Consider the following 20705-nt stretch of genomic DNA (forward strand, 5'->3'; position numbering starts at 1 on the left):
CCCTGCCACACACGCTACAATCGCGCCCCCTTTCCAGCCACCAAGGATTCGCCGATGTCCGGCCTCGAACTCATCGCCGCCGTGCTTGGCGTCACTGCGGTGTGGCTCACCGTGAAACAGAACGCCTGGTGTTGGCCGATCGGCCTGGTGATGGTGCTTATATATGGCTGGCTGTTTTTCGAGGTGAAGTTGTATTCGGGCATGCTCCTGCAACTGGCCTACGCCGGGCTGCAGCTGTATGGCTGGTGGCAATGGAAGCGCCCAGGGCAGGTCGAGCACGCCCGCCAGGTGTCGCGCCTGCGGACCGGCGCCCTGCTTAGCGGGCTCACGGCAGGCCTGGTGCTCAGTGGGGCATTGGGCGCGGCCATGGCGCACTGGACCGATGCGGCGCTGCCTTGGCTCGACGCTACGCTGACCGGGTTCAGCCTAGTCGCACAACTGTGGATGGCACAAAAGCGCGTGCAGTGCTGGCTGCTGTGGATCGTGGTCGACGTGGCCTATGTGGGCCAGTACCTGCACCAGCAGCTGTACTTCACCGCCGGTTTCTTCGCCGTGCTCACTGTAATTGCCGTGCGTGGCTGGCTGGAGTGGCGCCGTGACCCGGCGCTGCAAGCAGCCAAGGTGCTGCCATGAAGGTGCTGGTACTGTGCGGCCCCGAGTCCAGCGGCAAGAGCTGGCTCAGTGGCGAGATCCAGGCACATTTCGGCGGTGTGGTGGTGGGCGAATACGTGCGCCACTTCATCGACCAGCAATGCCGCGACACCTGTTATGCCGACATCACCCCCATCGCCCAGGGCCAGTTGCGCTGGGAAGACCAGGCCCGGGGGCAGGCCCCGGAGCTGCTCATTCTCGATACCCACCTGCTCAGCAACATGCTCTGGAGCCGCGCACTGTTTCACGACTGCCCGCCCTGGCTGGAGCAAGCCTTGCTTGCGCGCCACTACGACCTGCACCTTTTGCTCAGCCCGCAGGGGGTGGGTTGGGTGGCCGACGGCCAACGCAGCCAGCCGGACCTAGCAGACCGTCAGACCTTCTTTGATGACAGCCTGCAATGGCTGCAACACCATCGGCAAGCACTGCAGATCATCGAAGGTGACTGGCCCCAACGCAGTGCAGCTGCGCTGCATGCGGTACACCGCTTGCTACAGGGGCAAACACCCGCCTGCGCCACCGAGTGTTAAACCGGTGACACACTTGGAAGCGGCGTAAGCCCCGTCGTTGCGCGCTCCTGCCCCCCTTTGAGGGAACAGTGTCACACGGGTGATACATCGCCGGAAAAAGCCCTTCGAGCAACGCCCATTGCGGGCAAAACGCCATTTTGCGGAAATACTGTCTCAGCGCTGATACAGCAACTTACCGCCGCGCCCAAGCAGTCGGTGTAAGCCGCTGATTGCAAAGCATTACCAAAAAGCGGCACGGGTTCTGCTCTCCTTCCTCGCAACGCTGTATTTGGCCAGCGCTCGAAGAAGGAATTGCCGTCATGGGGAAACTGGATAAAGGCACGTGCCGCCTCCTGTTGGTCGGTTGTGCATTGGCCGCGAGCTTCAGCGTGCCCGTGCAGGCCGAGAACGGGATCATCGTCATCACCCGTGATGTGCAGCCGCGCATCGCCACCCGCGCGCCCCTGGCGCCCGACCCCTACCCGACCACCGCTAACGCCAACCCGTCCGCGTACGTGCTCAAACAGACCAACGAGTTGAGCGATGGTGACTTTGCCGGCATCAGCAGCGGTGCAGGCATCAGTTCGCTTATCACCCAGCAGACCAACAACCTGGGTGGCAACATCAATACCCAGACGCAACTGCCCAACCTTGCCGCAGGCCGTGGCACGGGCTCGGGCAGCGGCATCGCCAACATGGTCAATTCAAGCGTGCAGCGTGGCCTGGCGCCCCTGCAGATCCTGACCGGAGGCCAATGAGATGAGGCATGTGCTGTTCATCCTGGCTTCGCTCTGCTGTGCCTCGGCACTGGCCCAATCCCCGGTCCCTGTGATCAATGAGGCCTCCATCGACACGTCCGGTGCGCAGTACCAAGGCAATTTCAGCGTCAACCAGGCGGCCGGCGACCTGCAGCAGCAAGCCAACGCCCGAGCGTTCGCGATCGGCCAGGGGGCCAGCGCGACCACGCAGATCCGCCAACGCCAGAATGCCCCCGTAGACCCCAACATGGACGCCCGTTCCAGCATCCAGGGTGACGCCTTCAGCCGTGGCAGTGGCGCCCTGGGTGTGAACCAGAGCGCCGGTGCCAACACCCAACAAGCCAACGCGCTGCGTATCAGCATCGGTGCACAGCCGCAAAGTCTCGACGACAGCGTCCTCCTGCAACAGAACGTGGCGCTGGTCTACAACTCCGATGCAACTGGCTCTGCACCTGGCCATCGCCAGGTCACCACGAGTGACCAGGCCTTCACCGGTAGCCGTGGGGTGATCCAGTTGAATCAGAGCGCAGGGGTGGGAAACCGCATGGCCAACACCCTCAGCGTCCGGGTCGCGGACTGACCCAAACAGGTAAGAACAACACTTAACCTAAAGAAGACGGAGAAACACCATGAAACCCTCGATGGCAATCAAGCCTCTGGTTTTCGCAATTGCTGCGGTCATGGCTGTTGCCGCACAAGCGGATCAGAACGACCGGCGTGGTCACGGCAATAACAACAATCACACACCCCCGGCAAAAGCGGTCTACACCAGTGCCACGGCCAAGGCCACAGACGCACAAAGCAGCACCGGTAACCGCATCCACAACGAAGGCACCGTCAACGAAGCCGAGATGAGCAGTTCTGCCGCCGGCGCAAGTGGCAACGTGGGCGTCAACGTGGCAGCCGGTAACGGCAACCAACAAGACAACGCGGCGGCCATCGCCAACACCGCGTCCGACAATGCTGCGATCGACAACAGCTTCGTCTTCGGCAGCGCTACTGCCACTGCCAAAGTCGATCAATACAGTAACAACAACACGGTCAGCAACTGGTCGACCCAAAGCTCCGCCGTCATGAGCGGCTCGGCTGACGGCAGCAGCGGCAACGTGGGCATCAACATTGCTGGCGGCGACCTGAACCAGCAGAAAAATACCATGGCCATTGCCAACAACAGTGCGCCAATTGGTACCTCCACCGCTACCGCGTCTGCTAATCAGAACGGCCCGGGCCTGACCGTCAACAACTACGCAGACCGTGAATACCGCGTGGATACGCTGACCTTCACCACCTCGTCCAGCGGTTCGTCCTCACGCAATGGCACGTTCGACGCCAGCGTCGACAAGAGCTCCAGTTCCAGCTTCAACGTAGCCGGTTCCAACAGCAGCAGTGCCAGCGGCTCCCACAGCAGCAGTGCGAGTGGGTCCAACAGCGCCAATGCCAGCGGCTCCAGCAGCTGGAATGCCAGCGGCGCCAACAGTGGCAGCGCAAGCTCCTCTTCGAGTGCTTCTGTGAACGCCTCGCTGACCGCCGCCGCCACCGCTGCCGCCACTGTGACCACGGATGATGGCCGCCGCGAGCGCACCCGCAGCGCTACCTTCGATGGCTCGCTCGACGCCTCGCTCAACGCGTCGATCGACAAGTCGAATGAAAGCGCCTACGACAACTCGTACACCAAGTCCCACGATAGTTCGTTCGAAAAATCGTATGACTCTTCGTACGACAAGACCCGCCAATCCTCGTACGACAAGTCCCGCGAATCGGCGTACGAAAAATCCGGTGAGAAAGCATCGCAATCTTCGGACAGCATCTCGAAGAGCTACAGCGAGGCCAACTCGTTTGACCTGAGCAACACTGTTTCCTTCCAAGTGCTGACCCCGACCGGCTGGGCCAACCCTGTGACCAACACCGCAACCCTGAGTGGTTCGGTCAATGGTGGCAGCGGCAACCTGGGCGTCAACGTGGCAGCCGGTGTGGGCAACCAGCAAAGCAACTCGCTGGCCATCTCCAACACCTCGATGTAACCGCTGTGGCCTGGAAGGTCCCCTTCGGGGGGCCTTCTTTCAACCGTAATCATCGGGGGCATCGAACATGCGCATTATCGCCTTGGCATTGCTGCTGTGCATGGCCAGTGTGAGCGAGGCAGCCCAAATGCCGCTATCCGTCCTGCCGGGCGGCGCGGTGATCTACAAGCCTATCCAGAGCATACGCGAACGCAAGTTCGCCGACCTGGTGCAACAGAAGACCGACTTCAGTTGCGGCGCCGCGTCGCTGGCGACCATCCTGCGCCAGGCCTATTGGCTGGACGTGGACGAGCAACACGTCATCGAAGGCATGCTGGCCAACGCCGACGAGGACCTGGTGCGCACCCAAGGCTTCTCGATGCTCGACATGAAACGCTACGTGGAAAGCCTGGGCATGCGTGCACGGGGTTACCGAGTGGCTCCCGAGACCTTGCACGACATTCGCATTCCGGTGGTAGTGCTGATGGACATCCGCGGCTACAAGCACTTCGTCGTGATGCAGAAGGTCGACCGCGGCTGGGTGTACATCGGTGATCCGGTTCTGGGCCACAAACGCTTCAAGATCGACGATTTCGTCAAAGGCTGGAACGGCATCATCTTCGCCATCATCGGCCAGGGCTACGACAAGACCAACGCCCTGCTCGACCCACCGCTGCCGCTCAGCGCCAAGAACCGCATCAATAACTTCAGCCCGGTTAAGGACGCGGAATTGATGGATTTTGGCTTTATCCAAAGCGACTTCTTCTAATGACAAGGGGCATGACGCCCAAGACGTCCAGGAGCATCCCATGAAGACTGCACTGTGGCTGGCTGCCATTTGCCTGGCCGCCAGTTTGCCGACCCAGGCACAGACGTTCAAACCCATTGAACTGAAGGATCAGGAGCTGGCGAACTTGCGCGGGCGTTATGTGTTACCAGGGCGGATCGTCAGCTTTGGCATCGTCATGACCAGCACTTGGCAAAACGCCAACGGCGAAGTGATTGGCGCAACGTCCTCGATGCAGATCCAGCAAAACACCATCAAGCCGCAGTTCTATGTATCGATGATCAACGAGAAAGGCAATGGCTCCTCACAGCCGCAAAACCCCGGCACTGGCACCGTCACCGGTGGCGGCGGCCTCAATACCACCCAAGGCGTGACCCAGGCGGTACGCGCTGCCGGCGACTACAACACGGCTTACAACAACGTCGACATCAATGTCAGCAAGGGCAACGAAGCACCCGCCGTGCAGCCGCAGGGCCAGGCTCTGGCCGCAGGCTCGACCCTGGTAGGCGCCAACGGTGCCGGTTCACTGAGCGTTTCGGCTGCAGGTTCCGGCGTGCAGCTCGATATCGTTGCCAACAACAACCAGGGCAGCACCATGCAACGACTGGCCCAAGGTGGGCTGATGCAGAACGCTACCCTGCTGGGCGCCGGCAACCAGGTGCGCAACCTGACCTCGCTCAATGTGGTGCTGCGCGACGGCCCCGCCGCTGCCGGCCCGATGAACGCCAATCTTGATCAGCTCAAAGGCCTTCGCAATTCCGGATACTGATCTACGCTCAGTCTCATCGAACAAGTAGTCAGAAGGGACGGCTAATCCATGCATCGTATGTTTACGTTGAGAGCTATCGTTTGTTTGACTACCTTGGCTCCGGCTGGCCTGCTTGAAGCGGCATCCGACCCACAGGTTGAAGCACTAAAACAAGAACTTATCGCGCTGAAACAACGTTACGAAGCCCAACAGAATGCATTGATGGTACTGGAACAACGCCTGCGCCAGGTCGAAGAAGCACCGCCCGCTCCGGCGCCGAGGCGCCTGACCAAGTCGCCAAGCGAAGGGGTCAAGGGCGGCCAGACGGTGGCGTCCGGTGCGCCAGGCAGCTCGTCCAGCTCTTATGGGCAATCGCTCAAGGACGACTCAGAACCGGCGCAAAGCGTTTCCAACCTCTATGACGAGGCCAGCGGTTTCTTTGGGGGCGGCAAGTTCAGCGTAGAGACCGGCCTGACCTACACCCACTACGACACCCGTGCCCTGACGCTCAACGGCTTTCTGGCGCTCGACTCGATTTTCCTCGGCAATATCAATATCGACCGCATCAAGGCGGACAACTGGACCCTGGACCTGACTGCCCGTTACAACGTCGACCAGCGTTGGCAGTTCGATATCAACGTTCCGGTCGTCTATCGTGAGTCGACCTACTCTTCCGGCGGTGCCGGGGGGGCTGCCGGGGTGAGTTCGGACGGCACCGTCACCCGTGACCCGACCATCGGCGACATCAACGTCGGCGTGGCCTACAAGTTCATCGACGAATCGGAAAACTGGCCTGATGCGGTGGCCACGCTGCGTGTCAAAGCGCCGACCGGCAAGGACCCTTACGGCATCAAGCTCATCCAGGATCCTGGCAACGACAACCTGGCCATTCCAGAAGACTTGCCGACCGGCAACGGTGTGTGGGCGATCACGCCCGGCATCTCGCTGGTCAAGACATTCGACCCGGCCGTGCTGTTCGGTAGCCTGTCCTACACCTACAACATGCAGGATTCGTTCAGCGACATCAGCCCCACGGTCAACACCAAGGTGCCGGGCGACGTGAAACTCGGCGACTCCTGGCAGATCGGCGGCGGTATTGCATTCGCCTTGAACGAGAAGATGAGCATGTCGTTCTCGGTCACCGACCAGTTCGCCCGCAAGAGCAAGATCAAACCCGATGGCGGTGACTGGCAGTCGATCAGCAACAGCGACTACAACGCCGCCAACTTCAACATCGGCTTGACCTTCGCCGCCAGCAACAACCTGACCATCGTGCCCAACTTGTCGATCGGCCTGACCGACGACGCACCGGACTTCTCCTTCAGCCTGAAATTCCCGTATTACTTCTGACCTTGCCAGGCCGGGCCCGCGGTGCGGGCTCGGCTTTTGGTAACCAACCTTGTAGCCCCCGGCTTTCCTGACCCCAGCCTGTTATCATCGCCCACAGTTATGTGACGTTTTAACGGCAATTAAGGAAAGTTTTCGTGAAAAACCTGCTCGGCCACCCGCATACCCGGCTCGTCGCCCTGGCGTCCCTGGTGCTGGTGATACCCCTTGCTGCGCGCGCGCTTCTGGGGTGGTCCAACCCGCTCGGCTTTATCTCAGACCTGGCGCTCGGTAGCCTGCTGTTGGTGCTTTTGCACGGCCGGCCCTGGTGGCTCGCCGCGCCTGTGCTGCTGGCATGGGCCGTGCTGTGGGTGGCGTCAGCCGAACTGGTCAGTGCCGTTGGCCGGCTACCGACCAGCGCCGACCTGGGCTATCTGTTCGACCCCCAATTCATGGAGAACTCCACCGGTGGCGGGCTGGCCCACCCTTGGCTACCCGGTTTGCTGGCTGCAGGTCTGCTGAGCTGGTCGGTCAGCGTGTGGCGCAGTCGTGCACGACTGGCTGCACGCTTGCCACTGAGCACCTTGGCCGTGCCTTTGGTACTGTTCGGCCTGCATTGGGGCAGCCAGCGCCTGGCCCCCTCCGATGCCGACCAGTGGCGTCAGTACACCCTCTCCCACCAGCTACTCTCCGCTGGCGTTGCCAACCTGCAGTACCGCGCCCTTGGATGGGCCGGACAGCAACAACCAGTCACCCCACTGCCCAGCAGTGGCCTGACCCAGTCCGACCTGCATGGCCAGAAACTGCTGAGCGCCCCCGGTAGTGCCCGCAACCTGCTGGTCATCACCCTCGAAGGCATCCCGGGCGCCTATGTACGGCCCAATCGCCAGGCGCTGCACAGCCGCTTCGAAGAAGATCTGATGCCCAAGCTCAGCCGCTGGGCGGAGCGCGGTATGAACACGCCCGACTATGTCGTGCATACCCATCAGACCATTCGCGGCCTGTATGCCATGCTGTGCGGCGACTACGACAAGCTGGCCAATGGCACGCCCAAAGGTGTGGAACTGCTCACCCAGCACCAGCGCAACCAGGCCTGCTTGCCGGCGCAACTGCGCGAGGCCGGCTTTACCACCCATTACCTGCAGGGCGCGGGCCTGCGTTTCATGGCCAAGGACCGCATCATGCCGCACATCGGCTTCGACGCGGTTCATGGCCTGGAATGGTTCAGCAATGACAATTACCTGGAGTTCCCCTGGGGCAAGGATGATCGGGCGTTCTTCGAGGGTGCCCTTGACTACGTGGGCCAACTGCGGCAACAGCAGCGCCCTTGGATGCTCACCCTGCTGACCGTGGGCACCCACCAGCCCTACTCGGCGCCCGCCGACTACCTGGAGCGTTATGACACCCCCAAACAAGCGGCGGTAGCTTACCTGGACGATGCGATCGGTGGGTTCCTCGACAGCCTCGAGCGCCAGGGTGTGCTCAAGGACACCCTGGTCGTCGTGACCTCGGACGAATCACACGGCATCGACGGCGTACGCCTGGCTTCTTCCTGGGGTTTCAACCTGACCCTGGCCCCCGAACAGGCGCAATTGCCACGCATCAAGCAAGGCACCTATGGCCACATTGACCTGGCCACGTCGCTGCTCGACTACTTTGCCCTGCCGATTCCAGTCGCTTTGGCGGGCCGCTCCCTGTATCGCGACTACGACAGTGGCCGGGAGATGATCTCGTACACCAACGGCATGCTGCGGTACCACGACGGCCAGGGCGTCCTCACCGAGTGCGACTTCCAGCAGCGCTGCCGTCGCTATGCCAGTGAGGGGTTCATCGCCGACCAGGCTCAATACCTCGGCCTTGGCGACAATGTCCTGGGGCAGCAGATCACCGGCCTTGCTGGTGTGCTCGACCAGTCCCTGCTGCAAACCCCGCTCAACCTGCGTTACCAGTTCGGGGGGCCGTCGCCGATCCAGCTACAGGCACGCATTCGTGATGACTGGGCAGATAACCTGATTGGCGCGCAGTACCTGGAAATGCCAGAAGGTTCGCACACCCGGGTACGGGTCAAGGTGCGTGCTCTCGACCCGCAGCACGCTGCCTATATACAGCTTAAAGCCAAGGAGCGGGAACAGGATGTAGCACTGGGTTTGCCCGAAGAGATCCGGGTAACCGCCGACGAGCCGTTGGAGATGGAGTTCGGCTTCGACAACCCGACGCTGCGCAAAGCGTTCTCCTTCCACTTGCTGGGCTATGGCGGTGGCGAGGTCGAGGTCAGTGAGTTCAGTGTGATCACGGCGCTGCCGGGCGAGGAAGAACCGCTTGAGGATCTGTCCGACGGGCATATTGCCCAATCGAGCTAATCCGCCGCCTGTGCTGCTGTAATTGCCGGGGGTTAGCGGATCTGATGCTTGTGCAGCAGGCGGTAAAAGGTCGGGCGCGATACCCCCAGCACTTTGGCAGCAATGCTCAGGTTGTTGCTGTGCCTGTCCAGTACGTCACACAGTGCTTGGCGCTCGGCCCGATGCTTGTAGTCTTCCAGGGTGCCCAGCGGCTGCTCCCCGCGCTCCAGCTCCTGCAGGCCAAGGTCCTGGGCTTCGATCTGCCGGCCTTCGGCCAACACCAGCCCCCGCCGCACACGGTTGGCCAGCTCTCGAACATTGCCCGGCCAGGTGTGGCGCCCCATGGCTGCCAGAGCGTGATCGCTGAACGAGCGCGGCCGGCGGCCTGTCTCCAGGCTGTAGAAATGCGAAAAATGGTTGGCCAGCATCGAAAGGTCACCATGCCGGTCGCGCAAGGGTGCAGTCACCACCTGCAGCACATTCAGCCGGTAGTACAAGTCCTCACGAAAACGCCCCTGCTCGATGGCTTTTTCCAAGTCGACATGGGTCGCTGCCAACACCCGTACATCAACCGGTATCGGCTGGCTGCCCCCGACCCGCTCGATATGCTTCTCCTGCAGGAACCGCAGCAGATTGGCCTGCAGCTCCAGCGGCAGGTCGCCGATCTCGTCGAGGAACAACGTGCCACCATGCGCCGCTTCGATGCGGCCCACCTTGCGCTGATGCGCACCGGTGAAGGCTCCTTTCTCATGTCCGAACAGCTCGGACTGGATCAGATGCTCCGGTATGGCCCCGCAATTGATGGCAATGAACGGCATCTCGCAACGCTGTGATTGGCGGTGCAGTGTACGCGCCACCAATTCCTTGCCCGTGCCACTTTCGCCGCGTATGAGCACCGGCGATTCGGTGGGCGCCAGTTTGCCCAGCAATTTGCGCAGTTCGATAATCGGTTGGCTGTCACCCAACAGCTCGTGCGCCAGCCCGTCGACCGGTACTGCACCCTTGCCACGCAAGCGCGCCATGCCAAAGGCGCGCCCCAGCGTTACCAATACCCGTGAAACGTCGAACGGTAGGGTATGGAAATCGAAAAACCATTCGCAGACGAAGTCACCAACGTTCTGCATCCGCAACTGCTCGGCGTTGAGCACCGCGATCCATTCGGTGTTGCTGCGTTTGATCATGTCCTTGACGGCATCCGGGTGGCGCAGGTGCGACGCGTGCAGACGCAACAGGCCGATATCGCAACGGTGCTCCAACGCCAGATCCAGGCTGCAGCTGTGGACGTCCCAGCCGGCGCTTTCCAGGCCTGGAAGCAGACGGTGACAATCGTCGCACGGGTCGACGATGAGCAAGCGGCGAAGGGAGGCGGTTTCCGGCATGACCGATCCTTGGCGCCAATTTGTGGTTTTTTTTGACAAAACAGTAAGTTGCGGCGCCTGTTTAACAGTAGCAACGAACTTGACGGCGCCCAGTACCGTTTGTCTGCCAAGTTCTCTTCTTTTTTGCGCAACGCCGGGAATTTTTCAACGTTATCAGCGTCACAGGCGGCGCAGGAAAAAAATCTTTATTGCATGAAAAAAAATACAACGCGGGTGTGACTCCACCCCTAACTTGGAGCATCAGTACAAGTAACCCCGCGCTGCAGATCGCCATCGACTGAAGCGACATTGCAGTACCGCGGACTTCATATGAATGTTTGGGACCAACAGAGAGACCGAACCATGAATGCCCCGCTCCGTGTCAACGAAGCACTGCTGATTGCTGACCACGCCTTCGAACCCTTCCAGTGCGTAGCCTGGGATGCACCCAATGGCACTGGTGAACTGAGCCTGGCAGTGATCGACCGGACCAGCACCCGCATTGGCAGCAAACAAGTCTCCTCGCGCATCTATTCTGACCCGGCCCAGTGGGCCAGCCTGATCGAAGAAGTGCGCGCCGAACTGAGCCAGAAAGGTTATGACCTGCAGCCTTGGTCGATGCCCAAGTAATAGCCGCGGTGGCTTGCAAGTGCGTACCCGGCGCGCACTTGCATCACGCGCTAATTACCCTGTGCGATAATATTCCTATTGCGACATAGTGTCGCGCCAGCTGTGTTGGTTATTACTCAGTTCTTTACCTTGAACTGCTCAAGATGCTGGTATTGGGCCTGTAATTGTTCGGCCAAAAGACGTGCACGCCCCAGGCGAACCGGCGCCAACTCCATGTCCACCAGCAGTGTGGCACAAGGCAGCGGTTGCACGGCCTGCCAACGCTGCAGGCGACCATCGGTAAAGATCAGGCAGCGCTGCGTCTCGTGAGGGTGGGCCTTGTGCCGCGCTTGTAACCAACGCTGGGCCTGTTCCAACGCGGCGATCAGCGGTGTCCCCCCTCCAGCCCCCAGTGCTTGCAGCCATGGCTGCAAAGCTGCCGAAGCCTTCAGGCCATGGCGTTGCCACTGCGGTGTACCGCCGCTGGCCGTGAGCAATGCCAAACGGGCGCGCTGGCGATACGCCTGGTCGAACAGAGTGGCCAACAGCCCTTTGCTCTGGGCCAGCGCCTGGTGACGTCGGGTCGACGCCGAGGCATCGACTATCACCAGCCATAACTCGGCAGTGCGGGCCTTGCGCTGCTGCCAGCAGAGGTCCTGGCGCAGTCGCGGGCGGCCCTTGAGCAACGTGGGAAGCCAAGCCACGGCACCTATACCGGCCGCCACTGCCCGGCCACGGGTGGCGCCAGGCTGCTTACCAAGCCGGGGCATGGCATCCGTCACCTTCAAGCCAGATGGGCGGATGCTCAGGGCTTTTTTGCCCAGTCTGGCACCTCGCGCCGGGCACCGCTGGCCACCGGTTGCGCCGGCAGCGCCCCCCAATCGCCCTGCCCGCCCTGGCTTTGTGTATCCTGGCGGCCGGCCGGAGGCGGGGTAGACGGCTGCACGGTGTCGGGGGACACGCGGCGCCGATGGCGCAATGCGAACTCCGCCACAGCGTCCACATCGCCCTGCTCAATCGTTTCACCCCCTCGCCAGGCACAATGTGCCCGGGCAGCACGCAACCAGACCAAGTCTGCACGCAGGCCATCAACCCCAGCGGCGTAGCAACGCTCGGTGATCCAGGCCAGCGCCTGGTCATCCAGGGCAATGGCCGCCAGTTGTTGTCGCGCGGCCCGACAGCGCTCGCGCAGTTGTGCCTGAGCCGCAGCCCACTGTTCGCAGAAACCTTGTGGGTCAGTGTCGAAGGCCAAACGCCGGCGAATGATCTGCTGGCGTGCCTCTGGCGCTGGCAAACCTTCGAGCACCACGTTCAGGCCAAAGCGGTCCAGCAACTGCGGACGCAGCTCGCCTTCCTCGGGGTTCATGGTACCAATCAGAACGAAACGGGCACTGTGGCGATGGGAAATACCATCACGCTCGATCCGATTGGTGCCACTTGCGGCCACGTCGAGCAGCAGATCCACCAAGGTATCGGGCAGCAGGTTGACCTCATCGACATACAGCACGCCACCGTCCGCCTGGGCCAGCACGCCGGGCGAAAACTGGGCCTTGCCCTGGCCCAGCGCGGCATCGAGGTCGAGCGTGCCTATCAGGCGCTCCTCACTGGCGCCCAGCGGCAAGGTGACGAACGGCCCCTCGCCGAGCAGGTCAGCCAAACCACGGGCCAAGGTGCTTTTCGCCATGCCACGCGGTCCCTCGATCAGCACACCACCAATCTTCGGGTCAATGGCGGTCAGGCACAGAGCCAGTTTGAGGTCGTCGGCACCGACGACGGCGGCCAGTGGAAATTGCACGGGTTCACTCATTTCAAGCCTGTTCCTCGCCATCGAGCAGTTGCTCCTCAAGGGCTTCGCGATAGTCACCGGGGGCTTCCCATAGCCCACGCTGCTGGGCTTCCAGCAGGCGCTCAGTGAGGTCGCGCAGCGCCTCGGGGTTATGCTCACGCATGAAGTCGCGGGTCGCTGGGTCAAGCACATAGGCCTCGGCCAACGCCTGGTAGTGGTGGTCGTCGATCAGGTGCGTGGTGGCATCGAAGGCAAACAGATTGTCGACCGTTGCCGCCAGCTCGAACGCACCCTTGTAGCCGTGGCGTTTCACCCCGTCGATCCACTTGGGGTTCAAGGCGCGGGCCCGAATGACGCGGTTAAGTTCCTCTTTCAGGGTACGGATGCGCGGCCTGTCGACCTGGCTGTGATCACCGTGATAGCTGGCCACCGCCGCGCCGGACAACGTCTCGGACGCCGCCAGCATGCCCCCTTGGAACTGGTAGTAGTCATTGGAATCGAGCAGGTCATGCTCATGGTTGTCCTGGTTCTGCAGTACGGCCTGGACCTGGCCCAGGCGTCGGGCAAACTGCGCCCGCGCCGGTGTGCCGTCGTCGCTGGCGCCATACGCGTAACCGCCATGGTTCAGATACACCTCGGCCAGGTCGTCTCGGCTGTGCCACAAGCGGCCATCGATGGCATTCTGCACTCCGGCACCATAGGCGCCAGGCTTGGCTCCGAATACCCGCCAGCCGGCCTGACGAGCAGCCTGCTCGGCGGCCACTCCCTGTGCTTGCAACGTCTCGCGTTCGCTACGCACCCGCGCTGCCAAGGGGTTGAACGCCTCCGGTTCGTCCAGCGCTGCCACCGCCTGCACCGCTGCATCGAACAGGCGGATCAGGTTGCCGAAGGCATCGCGGAAAAAGCCCGAGACACGCAAGGTGACGTCCACCCGAGGGCGGTCGAGCACGCTCAAGGGCAGGATTTCGAAATCGTCGACACGCTGGCTGCCGTTGGCCCATACCGGGCGCACGCCCATCAGCGCCATGGCCTGGGCAATGTCGTCACCCCCGGTGCGCATGGTCGCGGTGCCCCATACTGACAAGCCGAGCTGGCGCAGGTGGTCGCCATGGTCCTGCAAATGGCGCTCGAGGATGAGGTTCGCCGACGCGAACCCCAGCCGCCAGGCCGTGGTGGTCGGCAAGTTGCGCACATCCACGGTATAGAAATTGCGCCCTGTGGGCAGCACATCCAGGCGCCCCCGGCTGGGTGCGCCGCTGGGGCCTGCTGGCACGAAGCGCCCCGCCAGGGCCGCAAGCAGGCCGTTGAGCTCCGCGGGGCCGCAGGCATCCAGGTCAGGCGCTACCTGCTCGCGCAATGCTCGGACTACCTCGTGCACAGGCTGCCATTGCGCATCCCCAGGCAGTTGCAGGTGATCGCCCAGCGCCTGTTCGATCACCTGCAGTGCCAACAGCTCAAGGCGCTCGCGGGTGTCACCGCAGGTGCGCCATGGCGCGTCACTCAAGGCCTGCAACCGCGCGGGGCGCGGGCCTGGCCAAGGTTGCCCAAGGTCGCAGTCCAGCGGGTCGAAGCCCAGTTCCAGCGCCTTGGCGAGCATGCGCAGCAGGCTGGCATTGCCCCCGCGCCCATCAGCCCGCTCCACCCGCAGCAAAGCCAGCAACGTGTCGATGCGCAGCCGTGCCTGCGGGGATTGACCGAACACATGCAGGCCGTCGCGGATCTGCGACTCCTTGAGGTCGCACAAATAGGTGTCCAGACGCGGCAACCACACCGTGGCATCGTCGAGCTGCCCTTCAAGCTGCAGTTCGCGGTCGATGTGGTTGGCCTTGACCAATTCAAGAATATCGCGCTGCAGTTCACGGGCGCGCCGTGGATCGAGCATCTGCGCTTCATAGAACTCATCGGCCAGTTGCTCCAGATGGCGCAACGGGCCGTAGGTTTCGGCACGGGTCAATGGCGGCATCAGGTGGTCGATGATCACCGCCTGGGTGCGCCGCTTGGCCTGGGCACCCTCGCCGGGGTCGTTGACGATGAACGGGTAAATGTTGGGCAGCGGGCCAAGCAATGCATCGGGCCAACACTCGGCAGACAGACCGACACCCTTGCCAGGCAGCCACTCCAGGTTGCCATGCTTGCCTACGTGGATCACCGCATCGGCGGCAAAGGTATGGCGCAACCAGAAGTGGAAGGCCAGGTAACCATGCGGCGGCACCAGATCCGGGTCGTGGTACACGGCACTAGGGTCGACCTGATAACCACGGGCCGGCTGAATACCCACGAACGTCAGGCCAAAACGCAGGCCGGCCACCATCATGCGGCCGCTGCGGTGCATTGGGTCTTGCTCGGGCGCTCCCCAGCGCTCCAGGACGGCCCGGCGGTTGGCCTCGGGCAGGCGCTCGAACGCCGCCTGGTAGTCAACCAGGCTCAGGCTCTGGGCGCAGGGGCGCTGGTCGAGGTGATCGAGGTCGTTGGTCACTCCGCCCAGCAGTTGCTGGATCAACTGCGTGCCGCTGCTCGGCAGTCCGCCCACGGGATAGCCTTCGGCCTGCAGCGCCTTGAGGATATTCAACGCGGCCGCGGGGGTATCCAGCCCAACGCCATTGCCAATACGCCCGTCACGGGTCGGGTAGTTGGCCAGCACCAGCGCCACGCGCTTTTGCCCATGGGGCAGGCGCGCCAGTTCCACCCAGCGCCTGGCCAGTTCGGCGACGAAGTCCATGCGCTCGGGGTGGGCACGGTAGCAGACCACATCGGACTGGCTGCGCTCGCTACGCCACGCCATGTCCTTGAAACTCACTGGGCGGGTGATGATACGCCCATCCAGCTCGGGCAGGACGATGTGCATGGCCAGGTCGCGGGCACCCAGCCCCTGCTCGCTGGCCTCCCAACCGGGCTGATTGTCCTGCGCACAGATGGCCTGCAGCACCGGGATGTCACGGCGGAACGGCCGCAGATTGGGGCGCTCCGGGCTGGACAGGGCAAAACCGGTGGTGTTGATCAGCACCTCGGCACCAACCTCATCCAGCCAGCTCTCCACCTGCTCCAGGCAGGCGTGCTCCTTGAGGCTGGCGACGGCAATGGGCAGCGGGTTGAGCCCGGCCGCCTGCAGGCGTTCGCAAAATACGTCGATGAAGGCCGTATTGGCCGCCTGCAGGTGAGAGCGGTAGAACAGCAGCGGCGCCATGGGAAAGTCCGGGTGCCACTGGCCATACCAATCGTCGAGCACCGCACTGGCCTTGGCCGGGTGGTACAGGGCGGTGCGTGGCAGCGGCTGGGGCTCGTCCCACGGGTAGTCGCGGCCCAGCCATTGGTTGGCCAGGCAGTGGAACAGGTTCACGGCATTGGCCTTGCCGCCTTGGCGCAGGTAGTGCCAGAGGCGTTCGGCTGGCGCACCGGTGACGCTGCCCAACCCGGTCAGCTCCGGGTCTGGGCGGTCGTCACCGGGCACCAGAATCAGTTGCACACCCCGCGATGCGAGCGCCACCAGTTGTTCGACACCGTAACGCCAGTAGCCGACGCCGCCATGCAACGACACCAGGATGACCTTGGCATGGCGCAGCACCTGGTCGACATACAGGTCGACCGAGGCATGGTTCTGCACCTGCATCGGGTTGGCCAGGCGCAGGCTGGGGAAATCACCCGGCAACTGCTCGGCGGTTTCGGCAAGCAACGCCAGGTGTGAGTCGCCGCTGCAGAGAATCACCAGCTCGGCGGGTGTCTGGCCGAGGTCGGCGATGCTGTCGTCCGGCACGAAGCCGCCGGGCTGGGCCCGCAGCAGGTGCATGGGTCAGGCGCCCAGCGCGTTGCGCAGGCGAGCTTCCAGTTGCACGGCGTCCAGGTCCTGACCAATGAGCACCAGGCGCGTGATGCGCGGCTCGTCGGCACGCCAGGCGCGGTCGAAGTGCTTGTCGAACCGAGTGCCTACTCCTTGGATCAGCAGGCGCATCGGCTTGCCAGGGATCGCTGCAAACCCCTTGGCGCGCAGAATGCCGAACTCCACGACCAACTGAGTGAGGGCGTCGAGCAGCAGGGCCTCGTCGGCCTCGGGCAGGTCGATGGAAATGGAATCGAAGGCATCATGGTCATGGTCGTCATGATCGTCGCCGTCGTGGTGCGAATCATGGTGGGTACGGCGGCCGTCGATGTGTACCTCGGACTGCGCGCCGACCCCCAACAGCACATCCACTGGCAGGCGGCCGCTGCTGGCCTCGATCACCTTCACCGCCGGCGGCAGTTCTTCGGCAACCTCGGCGCGCACCTTGGCCAGGCCTTCGGCGTCGATCAGGTCGGCCTTGTTGAGCACCACCAGGTCGGCACTGGCCAACTGGTCGGCGAACAGTTCGTGCAGCGGTGATTCATGGTCCAGGTTGGGGTCAAGCTTGCGCTGCGCGTCGACCTGGTCCGGGAAGGCGGCGAAGGTACCGGCAGCCACGGCCGGGCTGTCGACAACGGTGATCACGGCGTCGACGGTGCAGGCATTGCGAATTTCTGGCCATTGGAAAGCTTGCACCAGGGGCTTGGGCAGGGCCAGGCCGCTGGTTTCGATCAGGATGTGGTCAAGGTCGCCACGCCGGGCAACCAGTTCCCGCATGACCGGGAAGAACTCTTCCTGCACGGTGCAGCACAGGCAGCCGTTGGCCAACTCATACACTCGGCCAGTGGCCTCTTCTTCAGTACAGCCGATGCTGCACTGCTTGAGGATCTCACCGTCGATACCGAGCTCACCGAACTCGTTGACGATCACTGCAATACGGCGGCCCTGGGCATTATCGAGCATGTGCCGAAGCAAGGTGGTCTTGCCCGAGCCGAGGAAGCCGGTAACGATGGTGACGGGGAGCTTGGCCAGTGTTTTCATGTCGCGTTGCCCTTGGCAGGATGGCGCGGGCATGCGGGACGAAAGCCGCAGGCCAGGCTGGCCGGGCTCGTTCGCCACCGGATCACCCCGCCCGGTTGAGAGTCGAAATCGTCTCGAGGCAGGTCTCCTGGCTTGCACCGTCCCGGCCTGGTCGAACAAGGCCTGGTCGGATGACGCCTTCCCGCGCCAGGGCGCAGTGGCAGTGTCGATCCGTTGTCGGTGCTTACAGTTGCGGGGGCAGCCGCGGCTTGGACCGCGTTCCCGTCTTAGCTTCGGCGTGGCCGAAGAACCTCGAAGCGGCAAGGCTACGCGGGGGGTGGCGGGTGGTCAACTGTTGGCGCGCGCTGCGATTGACGCAACCCCTCCCCCGTGCTCTCCTTACACCTTGCGTTCAGGTGCCCCCACGGGGGTGAAACGGGAAACCGGTGCGTCGCAGGCCCTCGATCAGGGCCGGACAGAGCCGGTGCTGCCCCCGCAACGGTAAGCGAGCGAAGCGTCCAGACCACTGTGCCACGTCGTCAGGCATGGGAAGGTGATGCTTTCCAAGAGCCCTGCTCTTCCTCGCAAGCCCGGAGACCGGCCTGGCGCTTATGAACACCCCGCGGTGGGCGGGCGCTGTCGCATTCCCCTGGGCCATCCGCACCCGGGGCTGCCGCGCTTGCCCGTTGCCCCTTAATAGAAGCAAGTAGAGGAACGCGACATGCCCGTCACCAGCGCCAAACACAGCATCGCCACCCCCGTCACCCTCAGCCAGCGCGTGGTTATTGCCTTCGGCGCCAGCCTGCTGGGCCTGTGCCTGATCTATTTCGCCGGCTTCTCGCACATCGAAGCGGTGCATAACGCCGCGCACGACACCCGTCACAGCGCCGCCTTCCCCTGCCACTGAGACCGCCCCATGATCAAGCGCATTGCCCGCACCGCCGGGTTCAGCGGCCTGCTTGCAGCCCTGTTGTTGACGCTGCTGCAAAGCTTCTGGGTCGCACCGTTGATCCTCCAGGCGGAAACCTATGAGTCGGCAGCCCCGGCCGCCGAGCATCACAGCCATGGCGAAGAGGCCGGTGGCCACGAGCACAACGACGAAGCCTGGTCGCCGGAAGACGGCTGGCAGCGCATCCTTTCGACCACCGGCGGTAATCTGGTCGTCGCGGTCGGCTTTGCCCTGATCCTGGCAGCCTTGTACAGCCTGCGCGAACCCAACCGCGTCACCACCGGCGCTCTCTGGGGCCTGGCCGGTTTTGCCGTGTTTTGCCTCGCGCCCACCCTTGGCCTGCCGCCGGAGTTGCCAGGCACCGCCGCCGCTGACCTCGGCCAGCGACAGAGCTGGTGGATCGGTACCGCTGCCGCGACCGCGCTCGGCCTGGCACTGTTGGTGTTCGCCCGGCATTGGTTGTTCAAGGTACTCGGTGCGGTTCTGCTGGTCGTGCCCCATGTGATCGGCGCGCCACAGCCAGACGTTCACCAAAGCCTGGCTCCCGAGGCACTGGAAACCCAGTTCAAGATCGCTTCCTGGGTCACCAACGCGGCTTTCTGGCTGGCCCTGGGCTTGCTCAGCGCCTGGCTGTATCGCCGCTCCAGCCAGGCCTGATGGCCAGCGAATGCACCCAGCCGGCGCTATACGCCGGCTTCGGATGCCGACGCGGCTGCCCGCTGGAGGTCCTCGACACAGTGCTGCGCCAGGTTTTGAATCAGCAGGGTTTACCGCTCAGTGCCTTGCGTGGCATTGCCAGCATTGCCTTGAAAGCCGATGAGCCTGGCCTGCAGCAACTGGCCAAGCTCCACGATCTGCCGCTTGTGGCATTCGAGCCCAGCCGGTTGCAAACCTTCGAGCCTATGCTCAGTCACCGTTCTGCCGTGGCCTACGCCCACACAGGTTGCTGGGGCGTTGCCGAAAGCGCCGCATTGGCCATGGCCTACCACGCGCACGGCACCGCCACGCTGCTGGTACCGCGCCAATCGCTCGGCGCCGCTACCCTCGCCCTCGCCTGCGGCGGATAATCGCTACCTCTATTTACCTGCAAGGATTTCCCATGACGGTCTACTTCATCGGGGCCGGCCCCGGCGACCCCGAACTGATCACGGTCAAGGGCCAGCGCCTGATCCGCCAATGCCCGGTGATCATCTATGCCGGGTCCCTCGTGCCTGCCGCGGTGCTTGAAGGCCATCAGGCCGAGACGGTCATCAACAGTGCCGAACTGCACCTGGAACAGATCATCGCCGCCATGCGTGCGGCCCATGAAAAAGGCCAGGATGTTGCCCGCGTCCACAGTGGTGACCCTAGCCTGTATGGCGCTATCGGCGAACAGATCCGCCACCTGCGCGAACTGGCCATCGATTATCAGATCATCCCTGGGGTTACCGCCACTGCCGCCAGCGCCGCGCTGCTCGGCTGTGAGCTGACCCTTCCGCAGGTGGCACAAACGGTCATCCTCACCCGTTACGGCGACAGCTCGCCCATGCCGGCGGGCGAGCAACTGGGCGACCTGGCCCGGCATGGTGCTACATTGGCCATTCACCTCGGGGTCAAGCACCTGGCGCGCATTGTCGATGAGTTGCTTGTCCATTACGGTCGTGACTGCCCGATCGCCGTGGTTCATCGCGCCACCTGGCCAGACCAGGACTGGGTGCGCGGCACCTTGGGCGATATCGTCGAGCGCGTCGCCACCAAGGGTTTCCGGCGCACCGCGCTGATCCTCGTGGGCCATGTACTGGGCGACGCCCCATTCGCAAACTCGGCCCTGTACCGCGCTGGCCATGCTCACCTTTATCGGCCAGCGGACTGAACACTGCCAGACCGGCAGAAGCCGCAGGCCGACTGGCCCGCCCTGCCGGGGTGGGCCTGGCGCTACCTAAGCCGCGTCGAAAATGGCCAACCTATGCCTGATTTCGGGAATTTTGTAGGACTTTTCAACAAATCCGCCGTACTTGTTCTACAGATCTATACTCGCCATTATCAAGTGACCGGAATGGACGTATCGTGCT

Annotated in this window: 19 protein-coding genes and 2 riboswitches; of the genes, 14 read left to right on the forward strand and 5 right to left on the reverse strand. The window is 63.1% G+C overall.

The features are described from left to right. The first annotated feature begins 54 nt into the window (after nucleotides 1-54). From pnuC to L6D80_RS02980, 9 genes are all read left to right on the forward strand, one after another. Entirely contained in the window at nucleotides 55-633 is a 579-nt protein-coding gene (pnuC, locus tag L6D80_RS02940; RefSeq protein WP_054899559.1) for a nicotinamide riboside transporter PnuC, read from the forward strand. Next, a complete protein-coding gene (locus tag L6D80_RS02945; protein WP_176514029.1) occupies nucleotides 630-1181 on the forward strand; it encodes an AAA family ATPase in 552 nt (183 codons plus the stop codon). Before pnuC ends, L6D80_RS02945 begins: the two co-directional genes overlap by 4 nt. A gap of 299 nt (nucleotides 1182-1480) precedes the next feature. Further along, entirely contained in the window at nucleotides 1481-1918 is a 438-nt protein-coding gene (locus L6D80_RS02950) for a hypothetical protein (RefSeq protein ID WP_054899561.1), read from the forward strand. A 1-nt stretch (nucleotide 1919) separates the two neighbouring features. Continuing rightward, the gene (locus L6D80_RS02955; protein ID WP_176514030.1) at nucleotides 1920-2498 is read left to right on the forward strand and encodes an adhesin; all 579 of its coding nucleotides are present in this window, start codon (nucleotides 1920-1922) and stop codon (nucleotides 2496-2498) included. A 49-nt stretch (nucleotides 2499-2547) separates the two neighbouring features. After that, on the forward strand, nucleotides 2548-3939 hold the full coding sequence (locus L6D80_RS02960) for a heme utilization protein (RefSeq protein WP_176514032.1): 1392 nt from the start codon (nucleotides 2548-2550) through the stop codon (nucleotides 3937-3939). A 67-nt stretch (nucleotides 3940-4006) separates the two neighbouring features. Further along, nucleotides 4007-4687, forward strand: a complete 681-nt coding sequence (locus L6D80_RS02965) for a C39 family peptidase (RefSeq protein ID WP_054899564.1) — start codon at nucleotides 4007-4009, stop codon at nucleotides 4685-4687. Nucleotides 4688-4727: 40 nt separating this feature from the next. Next, nucleotides 4728-5474 carry a hypothetical protein gene (locus L6D80_RS02970; protein ID WP_054899565.1) on the forward strand — a complete coding sequence of 249 codons (747 nt, stop codon included), beginning with the start codon at nucleotides 4728-4730 and terminating at the stop codon, nucleotides 5472-5474. A gap of 48 nt (nucleotides 5475-5522) precedes the next feature. Continuing rightward, on the forward strand, nucleotides 5523-6803 hold the full coding sequence (locus L6D80_RS02975) for a coiled-coil domain-containing protein (RefSeq protein WP_176514034.1): 1281 nt from the start codon (nucleotides 5523-5525) through the stop codon (nucleotides 6801-6803). A gap of 134 nt (nucleotides 6804-6937) precedes the next feature. After that, the gene (locus L6D80_RS02980; protein ID WP_176514036.1) at nucleotides 6938-9139 is read left to right on the forward strand and encodes an LTA synthase family protein; all 2202 of its coding nucleotides are present in this window, start codon (nucleotides 6938-6940) and stop codon (nucleotides 9137-9139) included. A gap of 32 nt (nucleotides 9140-9171) precedes the next feature. Here L6D80_RS02980 and L6D80_RS02985 read toward each other — a convergent pair whose 3' ends face one another. After that, entirely contained in the window at nucleotides 9172-10497 is a 1326-nt protein-coding gene (locus L6D80_RS02985) for a sigma-54 dependent transcriptional regulator (protein WP_176514038.1), read from the reverse strand. A gap of 342 nt (nucleotides 10498-10839) precedes the next feature. Here L6D80_RS02985 and L6D80_RS02990 point away from each other — a divergent pair, with 342 nt between their 5' ends. Next, nucleotides 10840-11106, forward strand: a complete 267-nt coding sequence (locus tag L6D80_RS02990; RefSeq protein ID WP_054886513.1) for a hypothetical protein — start codon at nucleotides 10840-10842, stop codon at nucleotides 11104-11106. Nucleotides 11107-11222: 116 nt separating this feature from the next. On the opposite strand, the gene L6D80_RS02995 is transcribed toward L6D80_RS02990, so the two are convergent. The 4 genes from L6D80_RS02995 to cobW are packed head-to-tail and all read right to left on the reverse strand — an operon-like array spanning nucleotide 11223 to nucleotide 17726. Then, on the reverse strand, nucleotides 11223-11855 hold the full coding sequence (locus L6D80_RS02995) for a vWA domain-containing protein (protein ID WP_054899569.1): 633 nt from the start codon (nucleotides 11853-11855) through the stop codon (nucleotides 11223-11225). A gap of 35 nt (nucleotides 11856-11890) precedes the next feature. Beyond that, nucleotides 11891-12892: a magnesium chelatase ATPase subunit I gene (locus L6D80_RS03000; protein WP_176514040.1), complete on the reverse strand. Its 1002-nt coding sequence runs from the start codon at nucleotides 12890-12892 to the stop codon at nucleotides 11891-11893. A gap of 1 nt (nucleotide 12893) precedes the next feature. After that, on the reverse strand, nucleotides 12894-16655 hold the full coding sequence (cobN, locus tag L6D80_RS03005) for a cobaltochelatase subunit CobN (RefSeq protein ID WP_176514042.1): 3762 nt from the start codon (nucleotides 16653-16655) through the stop codon (nucleotides 12894-12896). A gap of 3 nt (nucleotides 16656-16658) precedes the next feature. Continuing rightward, nucleotides 16659-17726, reverse strand: coding sequence for a cobalamin biosynthesis protein CobW (gene cobW / locus L6D80_RS03010; protein ID WP_176514044.1), 1068 nt, complete (start codon nucleotides 17724-17726; stop codon nucleotides 16659-16661). 100 nt (nucleotides 17727-17826) lie between these two features. Further along, nucleotides 17827-18035: riboswitch (cobalamin riboswitch) on the reverse strand. Nucleotides 18036-18102: 67 nt separating this feature from the next. Then, nucleotides 18103-18325, forward strand: a riboswitch (cobalamin riboswitch). 101 nt (nucleotides 18326-18426) lie between these two features. Between cobW and L6D80_RS03015 the strand changes: the two genes are divergently transcribed. Genes L6D80_RS03015 through cobM form a run of 4 tightly spaced genes read left to right on the forward strand, consistent with a single transcriptional unit; the run spans nucleotide 18427 to nucleotide 20506 of the window. After that, complete coding sequence (locus tag L6D80_RS03015; protein WP_054899573.1) at nucleotides 18427-18612, forward strand: CbtB domain-containing protein; 186 nt, start codon at nucleotides 18427-18429, stop codon at nucleotides 18610-18612. Between the two features lie 9 nt (nucleotides 18613-18621). After that, nucleotides 18622-19311 (forward strand): CbtA family protein, encoded by a 690-nt coding sequence (locus L6D80_RS03020; RefSeq protein ID WP_054899574.1) that lies wholly within the window; start codon nucleotides 18622-18624, stop codon nucleotides 19309-19311. Beyond that, nucleotides 19311-19721 (forward strand): cobalamin biosynthesis protein, encoded by a 411-nt coding sequence (locus tag L6D80_RS03025; RefSeq protein WP_176514046.1) that lies wholly within the window; start codon nucleotides 19311-19313, stop codon nucleotides 19719-19721. Before L6D80_RS03020 ends, L6D80_RS03025 begins: the two co-directional genes overlap by 1 nt. 32 nt (nucleotides 19722-19753) lie before the next feature. After that, nucleotides 19754-20506 (forward strand): precorrin-4 C(11)-methyltransferase, encoded by a 753-nt coding sequence (gene cobM / locus L6D80_RS03030; protein WP_176514048.1) that lies wholly within the window; start codon nucleotides 19754-19756, stop codon nucleotides 20504-20506. Nucleotides 20507-20705: the final 199 nt, after the last annotated feature.

This window comes from Pseudomonas ceruminis (genome assembly GCF_021602025.1).
Lineage (GTDB): Bacteria > Pseudomonadota > Gammaproteobacteria > Pseudomonadales > Pseudomonadaceae > Aquipseudomonas > Aquipseudomonas ceruminis.